This is a genomic window from Brevundimonas sp. GCM10030266, from assembly GCF_042666595.1.
GTDB lineage: Bacteria > Pseudomonadota > Alphaproteobacteria > Caulobacterales > Caulobacteraceae > Brevundimonas.
This window is the reverse complement of record NZ_JBHTCY010000001.1, coordinates 777,694-794,937: the sequence shown is the minus strand read 5'-3', so window position 1 is coordinate 794,937 and position 17,244 is coordinate 777,694. Positions and strand designations below refer to the sequence as shown.

The 17,244-nt window shown below is 69.9% G+C and carries 21 protein-coding genes and 1 tRNA gene; 8 read left to right on the top strand and 14 right to left on the bottom strand.

Going from position 1 to position 17,244, the window contains the following annotated elements; all coding sequences use genetic code 11:
* From ACFQQC_RS04180 to ACFQQC_RS04160, 5 genes are all read left to right on the top strand, one after another.
* A partial coding sequence (locus tag ACFQQC_RS04180; protein WP_376859979.1) for a terminase large subunit domain-containing protein occupies positions 1 to 1,343 on the top strand: 1,343 nt, incomplete at its 5' end.
* A gap of 138 nt (positions 1,344 to 1,481) precedes the next feature.
* Positions 1,482 to 1,958 carry a LuxR C-terminal-related transcriptional regulator gene (locus ACFQQC_RS04175; RefSeq protein WP_376859977.1) on the top strand — a complete coding sequence of 159 codons (477 nt, stop codon included), beginning with the start codon at positions 1,482 to 1,484 and terminating at the stop codon, positions 1,956 to 1,958.
* Positions 1,959 to 1,972: 14 nt separating this feature from the next.
* A complete protein-coding gene (locus tag ACFQQC_RS04170; RefSeq protein ID WP_376859975.1) occupies positions 1,973 to 2,332 on the top strand; it encodes a hypothetical protein in 360 nt (119 codons plus the stop codon).
* 11 nt (positions 2,333 to 2,343) lie between these two features.
* Positions 2,344 to 2,823, top strand: a complete 480-nt coding sequence (locus ACFQQC_RS04165) for a hypothetical protein (RefSeq protein WP_376859973.1) — start codon at positions 2,344 to 2,346, stop codon at positions 2,821 to 2,823.
* Entirely contained in the window at positions 2,765 to 3,031 is a 267-nt protein-coding gene (locus ACFQQC_RS04160) for a hypothetical protein (protein WP_376859971.1), read from the top strand. Before ACFQQC_RS04165 ends, ACFQQC_RS04160 begins: the two co-directional genes overlap by 59 nt.
* 22 nt (positions 3,032 to 3,053) lie before the next feature.
* On the opposite strand, the gene ACFQQC_RS04155 is transcribed toward ACFQQC_RS04160, so the two are convergent.
* Positions 3,054 to 4,352 (bottom strand): hypothetical protein, encoded by a 1,299-nt coding sequence (locus tag ACFQQC_RS04155; RefSeq protein ID WP_376859969.1) that lies wholly within the window; start codon positions 4,350 to 4,352, stop codon positions 3,054 to 3,056.
* A 134-nt stretch (positions 4,353 to 4,486) separates the two neighbouring features.
* On the opposite strand from ACFQQC_RS04155, the gene ACFQQC_RS04150 reads away from it, so the two are divergent.
* Together ACFQQC_RS04150 and ACFQQC_RS04145 are read left to right on the top strand one after the other, a co-directional pair.
* A tRNA-Arg gene (locus tag ACFQQC_RS04150) sits at positions 4,487 to 4,563 on the top strand.
* Between the two features lie 148 nt (positions 4,564 to 4,711).
* Complete coding sequence (locus ACFQQC_RS04145; RefSeq protein WP_376859967.1) at positions 4,712 to 5,305, top strand: hypothetical protein; 594 nt, start codon at positions 4,712 to 4,714, stop codon at positions 5,303 to 5,305.
* A 4-nt stretch (positions 5,306 to 5,309) separates the two neighbouring features.
* Here ACFQQC_RS04145 and ACFQQC_RS04140 read toward each other — a convergent pair whose 3' ends face one another.
* Positions 5,310 to 5,447: a hypothetical protein gene (locus tag ACFQQC_RS04140; RefSeq protein ID WP_376859965.1), complete on the bottom strand. Its 138-nt coding sequence runs from the start codon at positions 5,445 to 5,447 to the stop codon at positions 5,310 to 5,312.
* 475 nt (positions 5,448 to 5,922) lie between these two features.
* Here ACFQQC_RS04140 and ACFQQC_RS04135 point away from each other — a divergent pair, with 475 nt between their 5' ends.
* Positions 5,923 to 7,659 (top strand): class I adenylate-forming enzyme family protein, encoded by a 1,737-nt coding sequence (locus ACFQQC_RS04135; protein WP_376859963.1) that lies wholly within the window; start codon positions 5,923 to 5,925, stop codon positions 7,657 to 7,659.
* Here the strand turns inward: ACFQQC_RS04135 and ACFQQC_RS04130 are convergent.
* From ACFQQC_RS04130 to ACFQQC_RS04075, 12 genes are read right to left on the bottom strand one after another with little or no spacing between them, the layout of a single operon-like run.
* Entirely contained in the window at positions 7,656 to 8,111 is a 456-nt protein-coding gene (locus ACFQQC_RS04130) for a chemotaxis protein CheE (protein WP_376859961.1), read from the bottom strand. The genes ACFQQC_RS04135 and ACFQQC_RS04130 overlap by 4 nt on opposite strands.
* Complete coding sequence (locus ACFQQC_RS04125) at positions 8,108 to 8,707, bottom strand: response regulator (RefSeq protein WP_376859959.1); 600 nt, start codon at positions 8,705 to 8,707, stop codon at positions 8,108 to 8,110. Before ACFQQC_RS04125 ends, ACFQQC_RS04130 begins: the two co-directional genes overlap by 4 nt.
* A gap of 4 nt (positions 8,708 to 8,711) precedes the next feature.
* Positions 8,712 to 9,056 carry a hypothetical protein gene (locus tag ACFQQC_RS04120; protein ID WP_376859957.1) on the bottom strand — a complete coding sequence of 115 codons (345 nt, stop codon included), beginning with the start codon at positions 9,054 to 9,056 and terminating at the stop codon, positions 8,712 to 8,714.
* Positions 9,056 to 9,601 (bottom strand): chemotaxis protein CheD, encoded by a 546-nt coding sequence (locus ACFQQC_RS04115; protein ID WP_376859955.1) that lies wholly within the window; start codon positions 9,599 to 9,601, stop codon positions 9,056 to 9,058. Before ACFQQC_RS04115 ends, ACFQQC_RS04120 begins: the two co-directional genes overlap by 1 nt.
* Positions 9,598 to 9,987, bottom strand: coding sequence for a response regulator (locus tag ACFQQC_RS04110; RefSeq protein WP_376859953.1), 390 nt, complete (start codon positions 9,985 to 9,987; stop codon positions 9,598 to 9,600). The genes ACFQQC_RS04115 and ACFQQC_RS04110 overlap by 4 nt, the downstream gene beginning before the upstream one ends.
* 10 nt (positions 9,988 to 9,997) lie before the next feature.
* The gene (locus ACFQQC_RS04105) at positions 9,998 to 11,053 is read right to left on the bottom strand and encodes a chemotaxis response regulator protein-glutamate methylesterase (protein WP_376859951.1); all 1,056 of its coding nucleotides are present in this window, start codon (positions 11,051 to 11,053) and stop codon (positions 9,998 to 10,000) included.
* The gene (locus ACFQQC_RS04100) at positions 11,050 to 11,913 is read right to left on the bottom strand and encodes a CheR family methyltransferase (protein WP_376859949.1); all 864 of its coding nucleotides are present in this window, start codon (positions 11,911 to 11,913) and stop codon (positions 11,050 to 11,052) included. Before ACFQQC_RS04100 ends, ACFQQC_RS04105 begins: the two co-directional genes overlap by 4 nt.
* A complete protein-coding gene (locus ACFQQC_RS04095) occupies positions 11,910 to 12,371 on the bottom strand; it encodes a chemotaxis protein CheW (RefSeq protein WP_376859947.1) in 462 nt (153 codons plus the stop codon). Before ACFQQC_RS04095 ends, ACFQQC_RS04100 begins: the two co-directional genes overlap by 4 nt.
* A gap of 5 nt (positions 12,372 to 12,376) precedes the next feature.
* Positions 12,377 to 14,653: a chemotaxis protein CheA gene (locus ACFQQC_RS04090; RefSeq protein WP_376859945.1), complete on the bottom strand. Its 2,277-nt coding sequence runs from the start codon at positions 14,651 to 14,653 to the stop codon at positions 12,377 to 12,379.
* Positions 14,654 to 14,667: 14 nt separating this feature from the next.
* Complete coding sequence (locus ACFQQC_RS04085; protein ID WP_376859943.1) at positions 14,668 to 15,033, bottom strand: response regulator; 366 nt, start codon at positions 15,031 to 15,033, stop codon at positions 14,668 to 14,670.
* Positions 15,030 to 15,314, bottom strand: coding sequence for an STAS domain-containing protein (locus ACFQQC_RS04080; RefSeq protein WP_376859941.1), 285 nt, complete (start codon positions 15,312 to 15,314; stop codon positions 15,030 to 15,032). Before ACFQQC_RS04080 ends, ACFQQC_RS04085 begins: the two co-directional genes overlap by 4 nt.
* Entirely contained in the window at positions 15,314 to 17,218 is a 1,905-nt protein-coding gene (locus ACFQQC_RS04075) for a methyl-accepting chemotaxis protein (RefSeq protein WP_376860850.1), read from the bottom strand. The genes ACFQQC_RS04080 and ACFQQC_RS04075 overlap by 1 nt, the downstream gene beginning before the upstream one ends.
* Positions 17,219 to 17,244 lie beyond the last annotated feature (26 nt).

Below are 17,244 nucleotides of genomic sequence, written 5' to 3'. Positions count from 1 at the left end.
GGCGGACCTGGGTGTTTCTGGGCGGGCGCGGGGCCGGGAAGACGCGGGCGGGGGCGGAATGGGTGTGGCAAACGGCGATGCGGCTGGGCGAGGGCGGGCGGATCGCGCTGATCGCGCCGACGCTGAATGACGCGCGGGCGGTGATGATCGACGGGCCGTCGGGGTTGCTGAACCTGCCCTACTGGTCGGGGGCGACCTATGAGCCGTCGCGGCGGCGGCTGAGGTTTCCCGGCGGGGCGGTGGGGCTGGTCTTCTCGGCCGAGGAGCCGCAGCGGCTGAGAGGGCCGCAGTTCCACGCCGCCTGGGGGGATGAGGTGTGTGCGTGGTTCTACAGCGAAGAAACGCTGGCCATGCTCAGGCTGGGTCTAAGACTGCCGTGGCCGGTGCGGGCCAGCGATTCCTTGCTGGGCCGCGGACCGTCGGCCCCTTCGGGGACCTCCCGACCCGACGCGGCCTGGCGCTTCGCGCAGGCTAACCTTGAAGAGCCCGACCGCGCTCAAGCAGCGAGCGACCGCGTCGCGAGCGGTAGCGCCCCCAAACTGGTCCTGACGACCACGCCGAAGCCCGGGCGGTTGATGCGCGGGGTGCTGGCGGAAGCCGGATGCGTGCGGACGCATGCGGGGACGAAGGCCAATGCGCGGAACCTCGCGCCCGGGTTTCTGGACGCGATGGAGGATCTGTACGGCGGGACGCGGCGGGCGGCGCAGGAGCTGGAGGGGCAGCTGCTGGAGGCCGAGGGGGCGCTGTTCCGGCTGGAGGATATCGCGCGGGCGAAGGCGTTGGGCTCCGAGATGGGCTCAAGTAGCCCGAAGGGCGGTAGCCCACTGGAAAGAGTGGTGGTGGCGGTCGATCCTCCCGCCGGGACGCTGACGGGGCGGCCGCGGGATGCGTGCGGGATCGTGGTGGCGGGGCGGATCGGGATGCGGTTCGTGGTGCTGGAGGACCGCTCGGCGGCGGGGCTGTCGCCGGACGCCTGGGCCGGTCGGGTGAAGGCGGCGGTGGACGACTGGAGCTCAGTCGGTTCTGGGGCGCGGGTGGTGCTGGAGAGCAATCAGGGCGGGGAGATGGGCGAGGCGGTGCTGAGGAACTGCGGCCTGACGGCGCCGGTGCGGCGGGTGCATGCGACGACCGGGAAGGTCGCGCGGGCCGAGCCGGTGGCGGCCCTGTACGAACAGGGGCGGGTGGCGCATGCGCCGGGGCTGGGAGCGCTGGAGGAGGAGCTGATGGGGCTGGGCGCCGAGGAGGCCGGCGGGCGCTCGCCGGACCGGGCCGATGCGCTGGTCTGGGCGATCACGGAGCTGGCCCGGCCGCCGGCGATGGGGCCGAGCGTGCGGCGGCTGTGAGCCCCGTACGCGACCGAACGCCGTTCCCGTGCGTTAACTTTGACGCCCCTCCCCCGGGGCGGGAAGGCGCTTGCAGAATCAAGGCTCTGGACGACAACGCCCGGACGGACTTAGCTGGAGCCGGGAGGGTGAACGCGGATGCCGGAACGGCTGACAAAACGGCAGGAGGAATGCCTGCGGCTGTCGGCCACCATGACCGACAAGGAGATCGCGCGCGCGCTCGGCATCTCCGAAAACACGGTCGACAAGCATTTCCGCGAGGTGCTGCGAAAGTTCGGCGTCAGCACCCGCAAGGCGGCGCTGAGGGCGATGGCGTCTGACGCGTCATACGCGACGCACGCCATTCCGCCGGAGCCGGTTTCGCCGCCAGATCGGGGCGTCGATGCGGACCGGGTCGCCGGTTCCCTCGCCTCCACCACTCCGGCCGCGGGGGGGCTCTACGGGCTCTATGCAAGGCTGGGGCGGTGGCGGACGCCCGGTTCGCCGGGGGTGCGCACCCTGGCTGTCTTCGGATGGGCGGTGGCGGGACTGTTCCTGCTGATCGTGCTGACGGGACTGGTCGGACTGGTGTTCGGGGGGACGGATCCATTCGCGCCGACAGGTGGAAACCCCTGATCCCGAAGGACCCTATGAACATCGCCCGGAAACCTGACGAGTTCGCCAGCACGGTCGCGCTCGACCTGCGTGAGACCGAACACCTGATCGACGCCGCCGGCGCCCGGCTGGCCGACATGATCTCCCACGCCCTGACCGGCCGCATGGACGCCGGCCTGGCCGCCGGCACCGGACACCGCGCCTTCAGCGCCGCCGCCAAGGCCCTGCACACCCTGACCGAGGCGCGCGGCGAACTGGTCGAGGCGCACAATCACGCCCTGCGCGACGCCCGTCGCATGGGCCTGAACCACGCCCTGCTGATCCCCGGCGAAAGCAAGCCGCAGGACGGCGACGTCAACAATCCCAAGCCGACCGGTCGGCTGGCGGTGGCCTGACGGACGGGTCGGTGATCACGATCGCGATCACGGTCTTCACCCTCGCCGGGGTGCTGGCGCTGTTCTGGTTCGGCGGCTGGGAAGAGCGCGTGGTGGGCGCGATGGTCCTGGTCCTGCTGGTCCTCGTCCGCGTGGTGGAGCCGATCCAGATCGGCAACTGGCGGGCCGGGGTGGCGGCGCTGGAGCTGGCCTTCCTGATCGCAATCCTGTGGCTGACCTATGCGCGGGACCGCTGGTGGCTGACTGCCCTGGCCGGTTTCCAGCTGATCTCCGTCCTGACCCACGTCGTTCTGCTGCTGGCCGCGGGCCGGCATTTCGTGTGGACGGCCGTCACCATCCGCCTGGAGGTGTGGCTGCTCATCTGTATCACTTTCTTCGTCGGCGCCTGGGAAGCCTGGGCCGCGCGACGCTTCGCCCGGGAGGGCGGATCCCATGCCCAAGACAAACATCGATCAGGCCTGGTCGGTCTGGACGCAATCCAGCGGCCCTGACGAAACCACCGAAGCCCTGCGCGCCCGCGCCGAGGCCCAGATCCTGGACCAGAAGCCCGAGACGCCCAAGCATGCGGTGATGATCCTCGAGGTCCTGCTGGACAACCTGCGGGCCGGCAGCCGCACCGACGAGCGCGACCTCGGCGCCCTGGCCCGGCTGACCGCCTTCATGCGGGGCCTGGACCAGGACGACCGGGTCATCAACTAGGGCCGAAAAAGGGGCCGGGCGATCAGTCCAGGTCGACCGGAAGGATCTGGCTGGACAGCAGGGTCTCCATGGTCCGCCAGTGATCCGGCCCCTGCCGCTCGACCCAGGCCTGCACCACGTCGCGGCCCAGACCGTAGTTGATGATGTAGCTTCGGTAGGTGTCGATAAAGCGCAGGCGCTGGGTCGCCTTGGCGCGGTCGGCGAGGCTGTATTTCATCAGCCGCTCGATGGTCTCGTCGCGCCCGACCCGGCCGGCGAGATAGTCGTCGGCGATGGTGTATTCGGCGCGGGCCAGCCGGCGGGTCAGGGCGCCGAGCTGGGCCTTCTTCTGCGCCGTCGCCGGGTCCAGACCGGCCAGGGGGAAGAGCACCTCGCGCTCGAAACGGGTCGCCTCGTCGCCCGGGAAGGCCAGGTCGATGCCGTAGTTGGCGCTGCCCTCGGCGACGAAGGACATGGGGCTGAACAGCGGATAGACGCTCATCTCGACCCAGCCGCGCTCGCGCACGAAGGTCTGTTCCAGCAGGGCGTTGTAGACGTGGTGTCCGGGGTAGCCCTCGTGGCAGCCCAGATCGATCGCCCGCTCGGTGTAGATGGGGAAGTCGGCGTTGATCTCGATCTTCGACTGCGAATTGCCCTGGTAATAATTGTACCCGGACCACGGCTTGTCGCCGACGAAGGCGAGGGTGAAATTCTCGTTGGCGGGCAGGCGGATATGGCGGGCGGTGCGGGTCCGGCACTCGGCGATGGCGGCGTCCATGACGACCTGCAGACGGTCGCGCGGGATCACATAGTGGGAGCGGAATTCGGTCACCCGGTCGGTCAGAGAGCCCGGACCGGGGATCAGGGCGTCGATCTCGGCCAGCACCGGATCGAACGACGACAGGGGCCGCAGTTCGGGGCGGATGCCGAACAGGGCCTCGGCCTCGTCGGCGAAGCTCATCGTCTCGCCGGACAGCATGCGCAGCCGCGCCGAGGCCGCGGACACATGGGCCAGCAGATAGGCCCGGCGCTGGCGGATGGCCGGCTCGGCGCCCGCGACGGAGACGGCGTTCAGTCGGTCGGTCAGGGTCGCGGCGCCCTGGATCAACTGGGGCAGGGTGCGCGGGTCAGCCTTCGCCGCCGCCTGCCATTCCGCCGGACCATAGTAGGCGTCGACATAGCCCGGCTCCCGCTCGCCGATCTCCAGCGTCAGGGCGACATAGTCGCGGGCGATGGCGTCGAGGCTGTCGCCGCCCGGTCCGGGGGCGGCGGTCGGCGGAACGGACAGCCCGGGGGCGCAGGCCCCGACAAGACAGAGCAGGGCGAGAATGGCGGCGCGCATCGGATCCTCCCGTCGAAGCGAGGGCGCAGGCTAGGCGTTGAGACGAGGCAGGCCAAGCATCGTCATGCTTTCGGGATTGAGGGCGGGCCTGTCCTGCTGTAGAGGCCTTGCCTCCGGCGTTCTCGCCGCCAGACGCACCCGTAGCTCAGCTGGATAGAGTACTGCCCTCCGAAGGCAGGGGTCAGAGGTTCGAATCCTCTCGGGTGCGCCATTTTCTTTCGAAACAGACGACGCGCGGATCGCCAACGCTCCGAAGGCAACTAACCCTTCGAGGGAAACGCGCCAGCGTCGCCGTTGACTCGCGACCACACCCGGCAATAACCGAGAGCTGTCGCTCGGCCGCATATTCGGGGTTGTATATGAAGTGGTTCCTGGCCGCCCTGGCCGCCCTTCTGATTTCGGGATGCTCGATCAACAGCCGGTATGTCGATGCGCCGGGATGGGCGAGCTACGATCCTGAGGTGTACTCCGTCGAATATGCGAACGCCGTCTCGCGCGCCGTCGTCTCCCGGCTGAGCGGGATGGACTATGAGACCTTCATGGGAGACCGGCTGTTTGACCTTGGCCAGACGGATGCCGACTTCGTCTTCTGTGATGCCGATCAGCTGAACCGTTTCATTGCGGAGAGATTCGGCCGCTGCATGATCGCGGGCTCCGAGAGGCGATTGGCGCCCGCTTGCCTCAACGCGAACAACTGCGCCGCGATACGGATGAACCCCGATGTGGTGGCTCATTTCGAGCTTCAGCCGCTGATCAACGACGTGCTTGCGAACCCGTGCGCCTACGCGCTCAAGCCGGGCCCCTACCTTCAATATCCCAATCGCGTCGTTCGGCACGGCCTGTCGCCCGTGCCCGTCTGGAGCGGGCTCTGGCACTGCAATTCAGAGCAACCCCTGAGAGCCACTATCGCGCCCTACGCCGGCGACGGAATATTTCGGATCGAGTTCGAATGATCGCCTACTGCAGCTGCATGCGCAGGAAGGCCGTCGCGCCGACGCCGAGGTAGATGACCGCGAACAGGGCGACGATGGCGACCAGCAGGATCGCGACGCCGCGCTTGCTGCGCAGGACCGGAGGTTTTGAGCGCTTGTCCATGCGGACCCAACCGTCGGGGTCGCCGGAGGTTGCCCCGGATCAGGCTTTCCGACGGACCACCAGCGGCGCGCACAGGTGCGCCAGCGCCACCAGCCCCGCGAGGGATCCGGTAAACCCCGTATAACTAAAGCGATGGATGTGTCCGGGACCGGTCAGGGGTACAAGAACCCTGCGTCCGGTTTTCAGTAACAACGGGCGCAGACGCAGGCGGCCCGAACCTCTCCCCCCCTTGGCTCCGGACCGCCTCGTCACCTTCATCCGGCCGGTGCGTCTCCGTGGAAGAGGCCGGGTGAGGGCGAACGCGATCCGGCGGCTCATTCAACCTTCCCCCCGAGCGGGCCCCGGATCGTAACGCCCCCTTGTCCCGGCACCGTTCGGGCCGGGCTGCGACCAACTGAACCTTGATCAGGTCCGGAAAACGGGATCACAGTGCGTCCAGACCAGACCGCGCAAAGCGGCGGACCAGGAAACGCACATGACCGACACCGCCGCCGCCCCGCGCGCATGGCCCGCGCTGACCCTCGCCCAGGCGACCGCCGCCCTGACCGCGCCGGGATCGCCGTTCGAGGTGGTCGAGACGACCATCGAGGGACGGCCCACCAAGATCTGGAAGAACGCCCCGCCGACCCTGATGCACAGCTTCATGGCCGGGCGGCAGTGGGGCGGGCGGACCTTCATCGTCTATGGCGACGAGCGGGTGTCGTTCGAGGCCTTCGCGCGCGCCACCCTGGCGCTGGCGGCCGACCTGAAGGCGCGCGGGGTGAAGAAGGGCGACCGGGTCGCGGTGGCCATGCGCAACCTGCCGGAATGGCCGGTCAGCTTCTTCGCCGCGAGCCTGCTGGGGGCCATCGCCACGCCGCTGAACGCCTGGTGGTCGGGCGAGGAGCTGGCCTACGGGCTGAAGGATTCGGGCAGCACGGTCGCCCTCATCGACGGCGAGCGGCTGGAGCGGATCGCGCCGCATCTGCCGGAACTGACCGACCTGACCGATGTGCTGGTGTGCCGGGGGACCGAGGCGTCCGGCGACCCGCGCGTGCGGACGCTGGAATCGGTGATCGGGACCTCGGACACCTGGGCCGATCTGCCGCCGGGCGAGATGCCGGGCGTGCCGCTGGACCCGGAAGATCCGGCGGCGATCTTCTACACCTCGGGCACGACGGGCTTCCCCAAGGGGGCGCTGGGCACGCATCGCAACGCCGGGTGCGGGGCGGTGGCCGGGCTGTATTCGCTGGTGCGCGCCTTCGTGCGGCGGGGCGAGGCGCCGCCGACGCTGGACCCGACCGCGCCGGCCAAGGTGGGGCTGGTGTCCATCCCCTTCTTCCACACCACCGGCTGCAACGCCCTGCTGCTGCCCGCGCTGGTGACCGGACAGACCCTCGTCTGCCAGCGCCGCTTCGACGCCGCCGAGGCCCTGATGCTGATCGAGCGGGAGAAGGTGAACCTGATCGGCGGGGTGCCGACGGTGGCCATCCAGCTTCTGCAGCATCCGGACAGGGACAAGTACGACCTGTCCTCGCTGGAGACGGTGACCTACGGCGGGGCGGCGGCGCCGACCGATCTGGTGCGCCAGATCGACGATCGGACGACGGCGCGGCCCGGCTCGGGCTGGGGCATGACCGAGACCTCGGCCACCCACACCCATCACTTCGGCGAGGACTATGTGAATCGCCCGGACAGCTGCGGCCCGGCCATGCCGGTCAGCGCGATCAAGGTGGTGGGGCCGGACGGCGCCGAACTGCCGACCGGCGAGGTGGGCGAACTGCTGGCCTATGGGCCGAACATCGTGAAGGGCTACTGGAACAAGCCGGAGGCGACGGCCGAGACCTTCGTCGACGGCTGGGTGCGCACGGGCGATCTGGCGCGGATCGACGAGGAGGGCTTCTGCTTCATCGTCGATCGGGCCAAGGACATCATCATCCGCGGCGGAGAGAACATCTACTGCCAGGAGGTGGAGGCGGTGCTGTTCGAGCATCCGGCGGTGGCCGAGGCGGCGCTGATCGCCAAACCGCATCCGGTGCTGGGGGAAGTGCCGATCGCCGTGGTCTCGCTGGCCCCCGGCCAGACGGTGGACGCCGACACGCTGAAGGCCCTGACGGCGGCGCGGCTGGCGGCGTTCAAGACGCCGGTGGAGGTGCACATCCTGTCCGAGCCCCTGCCCCGCAACGCGGCGGGCAAGGTGGTCAAGGGCGAGCTGAAGGCGCGGTTCGCCTAATCGGGCGTGAAGGCCGCCAGTACGCTCCTGAGGCCCTGCAGCAGGACATCGGACTCCGCGCCCTCGCGGCAGCCGCCCGCATGGATCAGGCGCAGGGCCTTCACATGGACCTCGACGGCGGGCCAGTTCCACACCCCCGTGGTCTGCATGCGCTCGCTGAGATCGCACAGGCTGTAGCCGGCGGTGTAGAGCGGCCCGGTGTCGAAGAAGCCGGCCAGATCGACCAGATCGGAGGCCAGGCCATAGATCCGGCCCTGCGCTTCCGGCGTGGCCGCGGCGCACAGGGCTTCCAGCCGACCGATCAGGCCTTCGATGTCGTCCATCACCCCGGCGCGGTGGCGCTGCAGACCGGCGTCGGCCAGACGCTGGGCGTCGGCGATGGTGCGGCCGCCCGGGCGGGCCAGCTGTTTCGCCAGCGGGCTGACGATCCTGGTGGTGCGAACCTGGTTCATAGCGACACCCGCATGGGCTTCATCAGCATGTCGATGTCGGACTGATCCATATTGGCCTCGGCCGGTTCGCCGACGTGGGTGGACAGGTCGCCGGCGCGACGGCCGGGCTCGCCCAGCGGCGGACCGAAATTGCGGACCCGACGGTCAGGGCCGACATAGGTTTCGCACTCGACGAACTCGCGCTCGTCATTGCCCAGCCACAGGATGCGGCGCAGCAGGACGGCGGGGGTCAGGGGCTTGGCGACGACGAAGCTGGCGCCGCAGTCACGGCTCTTCTGGATGCTGGACTGGGCCGCGTGGCCGGTCAGCATGATCACCGGCGTATGGCGGGCCGGCGCGGGCGTTTCGCGACGCAGCCAGCGGGTGAACTCATAGCCGTCCATCTCGGGCATGGAGCAGTCGACGAGGATCAGGTCGACGGCCTGGGTCTTGAGGATTTCCGTGGCCTCGACCGCGCTCTCGCACTTGATCTGCCGCTTCACGCCGAAGCCCTGGAAGATCGAGCTGAGCATGTCCAGCGACTTGGCGTTGTCGTCGATCAGCAGCACCGAGGAGTGCTCCAGATTGACGCGGGTGTTGGCGGCGGAGGCGGACATGGCGTCAGTCGAACAGATGCAGGTCGCCGGCGTCGTCAGCCGGGGCGGAGGAGGCGCGGGCGGCGTCGCGCCCGTTCAGGCGACCGGCCACGTCCGCCAGCAGGACGCCCGACACCGCGTCGGCGGAGGTCTGGCCCGAGGCCAGGCCGTCCAGCACCCCGGCCACGGCGTCGAGCCGCTGGATCAGGACGTCCAGGGCCTGGGCGTCGGTCAGGGCCTCGGCCCGGTGCTCGGCGGGCAGGCGACGCACGAGGTCCGTCAGCAGGCCCGACACGCGGTCCACGCCCGCGCGGACATCGCCGATCTCGGCGGCCAGGGCGGCCAGCAGGGAGGGCGCGTCGGCGGGCATCAGAACAGCTCCAGTTCGCCGCCGGTCTCGACGGGCGGGAGGGTGACCACGGGACGCGCGGGCGGGGTGGCGACGTCGGTGACGCCCCGCTGCAGGGCGCGACCGCTGACCGGCCAGTAGTGCAGGCGACGGCCGCCGGCGCCGCGCAGGCTGCCGCCCACGACGCGGATGCCTTCGTCGCGCAGGAAGCGTTCGGCGAAGTCGGCGTTCTGCATGCCGACGTCGCGCAGGCTGTCGAACATGCGACCGCCACCGAACAGCTTGGCCTCAAGGCGTTCGCGACGGGCGCCGGCCTTGATCAGGTCGTTGATCAGCAGCTCCATCGCATAGGCGCCGTAGCGGCGGCCCGCATCGGTGCCCGCGCCCGCGCCGTCCGGCAGCAGGAAGTGGTTCATGCCGCCGACGCCGGCCAGCGGATCGGTCAGGCAGGCGGCGACGCAGCTGCCCAGCACCGTGGTCAGCATGACATTCGGGTCGTCGGTGATGTGGTGCTCGCCCTGGCCGACGTGGACGCGCACTTCACCCCGGTCCGGCGCCGGGCTCATGTCAGCGGGCCGAACACGCCTTCCAGCTTCTCTTTCAGCTGGGCGACGGTGAAGGGTTTGACCAGGTAGTTGTTCACGCCGAACTGGACCGCGCGCTGGACCAGTTCGCGGTCGGCGCGGCCGGTCAGCATGATGAAGGCGGTGGTCTGGATCGGCGGGTGGGCGCGGATGGCGCGCAGCAGGCCCAGACCGTCCAGGTTCGGCATGTTGAAGTCCGAGATGACCAGGTGCACCGGCTTGGTGACGATCTCGCGCAGGGCGATCTCGCCATCGGCGGCCTCGCGGATTTCACGCACGCCGAGCTGCTGCAGGCTGTTGCGGACCAGCGACCGCATGGTCAGCTGATCGTCGACGACAAGAACATGGAGGGAGGCGGCGGCAGGCATACGGGATCCTTCAGGCAGCAGTCGTGTCGGCGCGGGGGGAGGCGGCGCAGAGGTCGAGAATGGCGGGGCGGAGACGTTGGAGCGGCAGCTGGCGCTCGACGGCGCCGATCTCATGGGCGGCGCGCGGCATGCCGTAGACCACGGAGCTGCTCTCGTCCTGGCCGAGGGTCCGGGCGCCCTTTTCACGCATGTTGAGCAGGCCCTTCGCCCCGTCCTTGCCCATGCCGGTCAGGATGACGCCGGTCATCGGGCGGTTCAGGCGGGCGACGGAATCGAACAGCACATCCACCGACGGGCGGTGGCCGTTGACGGTGTCGGTGCGGAGCAGGCGGCAGCGCGGGGCCGCGCCGCCGGAGACCTCCAGGTGCGCCTCGCCGCCGGGGGCGATGTAGATGTGGCCCGGCTTCACCGGCGCGCCGTCCTCGGCCTCGGTGACGGTGGGGGCGCAGACCTTGTCCAGACGGGCCGCGAAGCTCCGGGTGAAGCTGGCCGGCATGTGCTGGGTGATGACCGTGGCCGGACAGTTGGCCGGGAAGCCCTGCAGGATGGTCAGCAGCGCCTCGACCCCGCCGGTGGAGGCGCCGATGGCCAGCACCAGATCGGGATTTGGACGGTAGTCGCCGGGCGCGGCGGGCGCAGCCGTCGCGGCGTCGCCACGGGGGCGGACCCGGGCGCGGGCCGCGGCCTTCACCTTGGCCGCCAGTTCGGCGAAGGCGATGGTCGCGGGCGTGCCGTCCATGGGTTTGCCGATGGCGTCCACGGCGCCCAGCTCCAGCGCCGCGACGGTGGTGTCCGCGCCGCTCTGGGTCAGGGTCGAGACCATGACCACCGGCATCGGCCGCAGGCGCATGATCTTCTCGAGGAACTCCAGCCCGTTCATGTTGGGCATCTCGACGTCGAGGGTGATGACGTCGGGGTTCAGCCGCTTGATGGCCTCGCGCGCCTCCAGCGGATCGGCGGCCGAGCCGACCACCTCGATCTCGGGATCGCGACGCAGGGCGGCGGTCAGCAGGCCCCGCATGGTGGGGCTGTCATCGACGACCAGAACGGTGACGGGAGCGGTCACGCCGCGCCTCCCAGCCGATAGGTGGTCAGGCCGCTGGTCTGCAGTCGCGACACGGCGGCGCCGGACACCCGCTCCGAATGGCCGATGTAGAGGGTCGCGCCGGGGTTCATCAGCGGCACGAAACGGTTCCAGACCTTCTCCTGCGTGGCGTCGTCGAAATAGATCACGACGTTGCGGCAGAAGATGACGTCGAACCGGCCCTTCATCGGCCAGTCGCCGATCAGGTTCAGCTCCTTGAACGACACCAGGTGCTTCAGCTGGGCGCCGGCGGTCCACTGGCCGCGATCCGCCCGGTCGAAATACTTGCGCCACAGGGTGACGGGGGCCGGCTCCAGGGCTTCCTCGGAATAGGTGCCGTCATGGCCCTGGGCGACCATGTTGGGGTCGATGTCCGTGGCCAGGATCTTCACGTCCAGCTCCGCCGCCTCGGGCAGGGTCTGGAGCACGGTCAGGGCCATCGAATAGGGCTCCTGCCCGTTCGAGCAGGCGGCGGACCACAGGCGCACCCGGCCGCCGGCGCGGGCGTGCGCGGCCAGCTTCGGCATCACCTGATCGCGCAGGTGATCGAAATGGTGCGGCTCGCGATAGAAGCGGGTGACGTTGGTGGTCAGGGCCGCCGTCATCAGCTGGCGCTCGTCCACGCCTTCCACGCCGTCGATCAGGGCGCAGTATTCCCGGAAGCTGCGCAGGCCCAGGACGCGCAGGCGCTTGGCCAGACGCGAATAGACCAGCGCGGCCTTGCCTTCGCCCAGCGCGATGCCGGCGTAGGAATGCAGGGTGTGGGCGATATGGCGGAAGTCGTCCGGCGTGAGGACGAACTCGCCCTCGACCATCGACTGCGCCCCGGCGGGGGTGGTCATGCGGCTTCGGCTTCCGCTTCCGGCAGGATCATGCCCAGTTCGATCAGGCTGATCATGCGGCCCTCGAGCGCGAAGATGCCCTTCACGAAGGTGCGGACCTCGTCGCTGGCCACGTCCGGCGTGGCCTGAACGGCGCCGTCGGTGAGCTGGATGATGTCCGACACCGCGTCGACCAGCAGGCCCACGGTGCGGCCGCCGATGTGGGCCACCATGATGACGTGGCGGGCGGTCGGCTCGGAGGTGCGCAGGCCGAAGCGGGCGCCCAGATCCACGATCGGCAGCACGGCGCCGCGCAGGTTGATCACGCCCTTCATATAGCCGGGCGAGCGCGGCAGCGGGGTGGCGGGGGTCCAGCCGCGGATCTCGCGCACCGACATGATGTCGACGCAGAACTCCTGCTCGCCGATACGGAAGGCGATCAGTTCGCGGACGGCGGCGTTGTTTTGCACTTCGGTCATGGGGATCAGCTCGCGAGCTTGAGTTCGGCGCCGGGGGAGCGGCGGCGGGCATTGGCGACAATGGTGTCGACGTCGAGGATCAGGGCGACGCGGCCGTCGCCCAGGATGGTGGCGGCGGCGACGCCGGGCACCTGCTGGTAGTTGGTTTCCAGGCTCTTGATGACGACCTGGCGCTGCCCCTGAATGGCGTCGACCATCAGGGCGGCGCGGGCGCCGGATTCGGTTTCGACGACCACGGCCACGCCCTGACCGGCGGTCACCGGCGTATCGCGGAAGCCCATGGTCTGGGCCACGTCGACCAGCGGAACATAGCTTTCGCGGAAGCGGATCACCGCGTCACGGCCGCCGACGTAGTGCACGTCCTCGGCCTTGGGCGTCAGGCTCTCGACGATGTTCGACAGCGGCGCGACCAGCGTCTGTTCGGCGGCGCCGACGACCATGCCGTCCAGCACGGCGAGGGTGAGCGGCAGGCTGAGGGTGAAGGTCGATCCCTTGCCCGGGACCGAGCTGATCGAGATGCGGCCGCCCAGCGCCTGGATGGAGCGCTTGACCACATCCATGCCGACGCCGCGACCGGAGACATCGGTGATGGTCTCGGCGGTCGAGAAGCCGGGCAGGAAGATCAGGTTGTCGACCTCGTCGTCGGTCAGGACGGCATCCTCGGCGATCAGGCCGCGCGAGACGGCGATGCCGCGGACCCGTTCGCGGTTGATCCCGCGGCCGTCGTCCGAAATCTCGATGACGATGCGGCCCGAACGGTGCAGGGCGGCCAGATGAACCGTGCCTTCGGGCGACTTGCCGGCGGCCTCGCGATCCTCGGGCTTCTCCAGCCCGTGGTCGATGGCGTTGCGCAGCATGTGGGTGATCGGCTCGGCGAGGCGTTCGACCACGGTCTTGTCGACCTCGGTGTCCTCGCCCGAGGTGACCAGACGCACCTTCTTGCCGGTCATGTCGCCGACTTCGCGGACCAGACGCGGCATGCGCTGGAAGACCGACTTCACGGGCTGGGCCCGGATGGCCATGACGCTGTCCTGAATCTCGCGGGTGAGCAGCTCCAGATCTTCCAGACCCATCATCACCGCCGACGAGCGGGCGGCCATGCCGCTTTCGGCGACGCGCTGGGCCAGCATGGCCTGCTGGATGACCAGTTCGCCGACGGCGTTGATCAGACGGTCGACGCGATCCAGATCGACGCGGATGGTCACCGGGGCGACGGCCGGCGGCGCGGCGGGGGCATTGGCGGCGACGGGAGCGGCCGGAGCGCTCGGCGCCGGAGCGGCGGCGACCGGAGTGGGAGCGGGGACCGGGGCCGGGATCGGAGCGGGCGCCGGCGCGGCGGGCGGAGCCTCGGCCACCGGAGCGGGGGCGGCGGCGGCGGCCAGCAGGGCCGAGATGTCGAGATCGGCGGCGGGCGCCGGGGCGGCCAGATCCGGCAGCGACGGCAGGTCCGGCAGGGCGGCGGGGGCCGGCGCGCCACCCAGCGGGGAGACGTTCAGGTCGCAGTCGGTTTCGACGAAATCGAACACCTCGCGCACGGCCGATTCCGGCACGTCGGCGGTCAGGTCGATGGTCCAGATGAGATGGTTCTCTTCCGGGTTCAGCGCGTCCAGCGCGGGGACCGCGCTGTCGTCCAGCATGACCTCCATCGGACCCAGACGGCCCAGTTCGCGCAACAGCAGGCCCGTCTCATTGGCGTGGGCGTACATGGCGTTGTGCGGACGGAAGACGACGCGCCAGCCGGTCGACGCCGCGGGGGCGCCCGGCGGCGGCAGGTCCAGCGACGGCAGATCGAGGGACGGCAGATCCAGGGACGGGAGGGGCGCCAGGCCGACGGTCAGCGGGGTGAAGCCGAAATCGTCTTCCTCCTCCTCGACGACACCCGGAGCCGAGGCCTCGCCGTGGGTCAGGATTTCCATCTCGGCGACCAGACCGGCGGAGCGGGCCTCGTCGACATCGGGGATCAGGCCCTGGGCGGCGGCGATGTGGTCCGCCAGCACGTCGGAGGCGCGCAGCAGGGTGCGGACGGTGACCTCGTCGCATTCCTTGCGGCCCGCGCGCAGCTCATCCATCAGCGTCTCGAAGACGTGGGCGAAGCGGACCAGCGCCTCGAGGCCGAAGGCGCCGGCCCCGCCCTTGACCGAGTGAACGGCCCGGAAGACGGCGTTGATGGTCTCCAGATCGGTCTGACCCGACTCGAGTATCAGCAGCTTGGCCTCCAGGTCCGCCAGCAGTTCGGCGCATTCCTGGAAGAAGGTGGCCTTGATCGCTTCGAAGGCGTCCACGTGAACCTCTGTCCTCAGGCGGCGACGCGGCGGACGGCGTCCACCAGCTTCACCGGGTCGAAGGGCTTGACGATCCAGCCGGTGGCGCCGGCGGCGCGGGCGCGCGCCTTCTTCTCGGCGTCGCTCTCGGTCGTCAGGACCAGCACGGGGGTGTGGCGGTGGTTCGGATCGGCGCGCACGCCCTCGATCACGCCAAAGCCGTCCATGCGCGGCATGTTGATGTCGGTGATGATGATGTCCGCGCCGTTGGCGGCCAGGACCTCCAGCCCGTCCACGCCGTCGACGGCCTGGATGACGCGGTAGCCCGCATCCTCCAGCGCCATCAGCAGCATGTCGCGCATGGTGCGGGAATCATCGACGGTCAGAACGGTCTTGGTCACGCGGCGGCTCCCACGGGTGCGGTGTCAAAGGGGGCGGCGCCGAAGGCGGCCCATTGGTCGGAGAAGGTCGAGGAGTCGCCGGTCGTCACATCGAACGGCTGGCCGTCGGCGGCCCAGGTCGAGCGGGCCGACAGCAGCACCTGCAGGCACAGGCCGCCCAGACGCTCGACCGCGGAGGCGTCGAGGGTCACGGGCTGTCCGCGCAGGGCGAGGATCTCGGCCTGCAGCGGGCCCGCGGCGCGGATGTCCAGCACGGACGGAAGGAGGACCGGCGCGCTCATCAGAACTCCTCCCAGCCGTCCTCGACGGCCTGCGGCTTCAGGGCGGCGCCGCCGCGGCCGGTGGCGCGCATCTGCGGGACCGGGGCGTGCGACTGACGCGGGGCCGGAGCGGCGGCGCGGGGCGCCTGGACGCTGCCGTCGCCGATGCGGAAGCGGGACACCGACGAGGCGAGGCTCTCGGCTTCCTGCGACAGCGAGTGGCTGGCGGCGGTCGACTGCTCGACCATGGCGGCGTTCTGCTGGGTCACCTGATCCATCTGGTTGACGGCGGTGTTGACCTGCTGGAGGCCGGTGGCCTGTTCCTGCGCCGAGGCGGCGATTTCCGAGACCAGGCTGTCGATCTCGGCGACGCGGCCGACGATGCGTTGCAGGGCTTCGCCGGTCTGGCCGACCAGGTTCACGCCCGAGGCGACCTGGGCGCCCGAGGCCGAGATCAGGGTCTTGATCTCCTTGGCGGCTTCGGCCGAACGCTGGGCCAGGGCCCGGACTTCCGAGGCGACGACCGCGAAGCCGCGGCCCGCGTCACCGGCGCGGGCGGCCTCGACGCCGGCGTTCAGGGCCAGCAGGTTGGTCTGGAAGGCGATCTCGTCGATCACGCCGATGATCTGGCTGATCTGGGTGGCCGACTGCTCGATGGCGCTCATGGCGGCGACGGCGTCACGGACGACGACGCCCGAGGTTTCCGCATCGCCGCGCGCGCCCTGCACCACGTCCGAGGCCTGACGGGCGCCCGAGGCGGTCTTGTTCACGGTGGCGGTGATCTGGTCGAGAGCCGCGGCGGTCTCTTCCAGCGAGGCGGCCTGCTGCTCGGTGCGGCGCGACAGGTCGTCGGCGGCGTGGCTGATCTCGCCCGAGCCCGAACGGATGGCCGAGACGTTGGAGACGACCACCGACATGGCGTCCTTCAGCTGGCCCATGGCGGCGTTGAAGTCCGACTGCAGCTTCACGTATTCGGTCGGGAAGGTCTGGGTCAGGCGGTAGGTCAGGTCACCGGCGCTGAGGCGTTCCAGACCCTCGCCGAGGGCGGTCACGACGCGGGCCTGTTCCTCGGCCGCGGCCTCGGTGGCGGTCAGGTTGCGGCGGCGCTCGGCCTCGGCCTTCTCGCGGGAGTCAGCGGCCTCGGCCTCGACGCGGATCTTGTCGATGGCGGCGTCGCGGAAGGCGATGATCGCCTGGCCCATGGCGCCGAACTCATCCTTGCGGTTGGCTTCCGGCACCTGCAGCGAGGTGTCGCCGCCGATGAGGCGCTTCATGTGCTCGACCATCTTCAGCACCGGACCGCCGATGCCGCGGGTCAGGGTCAGGCCGGCCAGCATCGACAGGATGATGGCGGCGCCGATGCCGATGCCCAGCGTCCATTTGGCGGAGGCGGAGGCCTCGGCCTGGATCGCGCGGACGCGATCCAGCTCGGCCATGTTCTTTTCCTTGATCGTGTCCAGGGCGCCTTCGACCGGCTCGATCACCTGATCGGCCGAGCCGCTGCGGCCGACCATGGCCAGGGCGCGGTCGCGGGTCGCGGGATTGCGCGCCAGGGCGCCGCCCTGGGTGACGACGTGATCGTACCAGGCGTCCGCCGTGCGGCTCAGGGTCTCGATGTCGCCCCGGGTGGCGTCCGAGGCGTTCTCTTCCATCTCCTTGACGGCTTCGTCAAAGGCCTGGTGATGCCCCGCGGCGCGCTGGATGTAGTACTCGTCACCCGAGAGCAGGAAGCCGCGGAAGGCGTTCTCCTGGCGGGCCAGGTAGAACTCGGCCGAGGCCGTCGAGCGGACCATCTGGTTGGCGACGGAGCGTTCGGCCCCCGCCTTGTCCAGGGCGACCATCTGCATGAAGACCATTCCGCCCATGACGGCGATGGCGGTCAGGACGCAGGCGAAGGCCAGGAAGAGTTTCCGGCCGACAGGCATGTTGTTCAGGAAGTTCACGAAAAGCC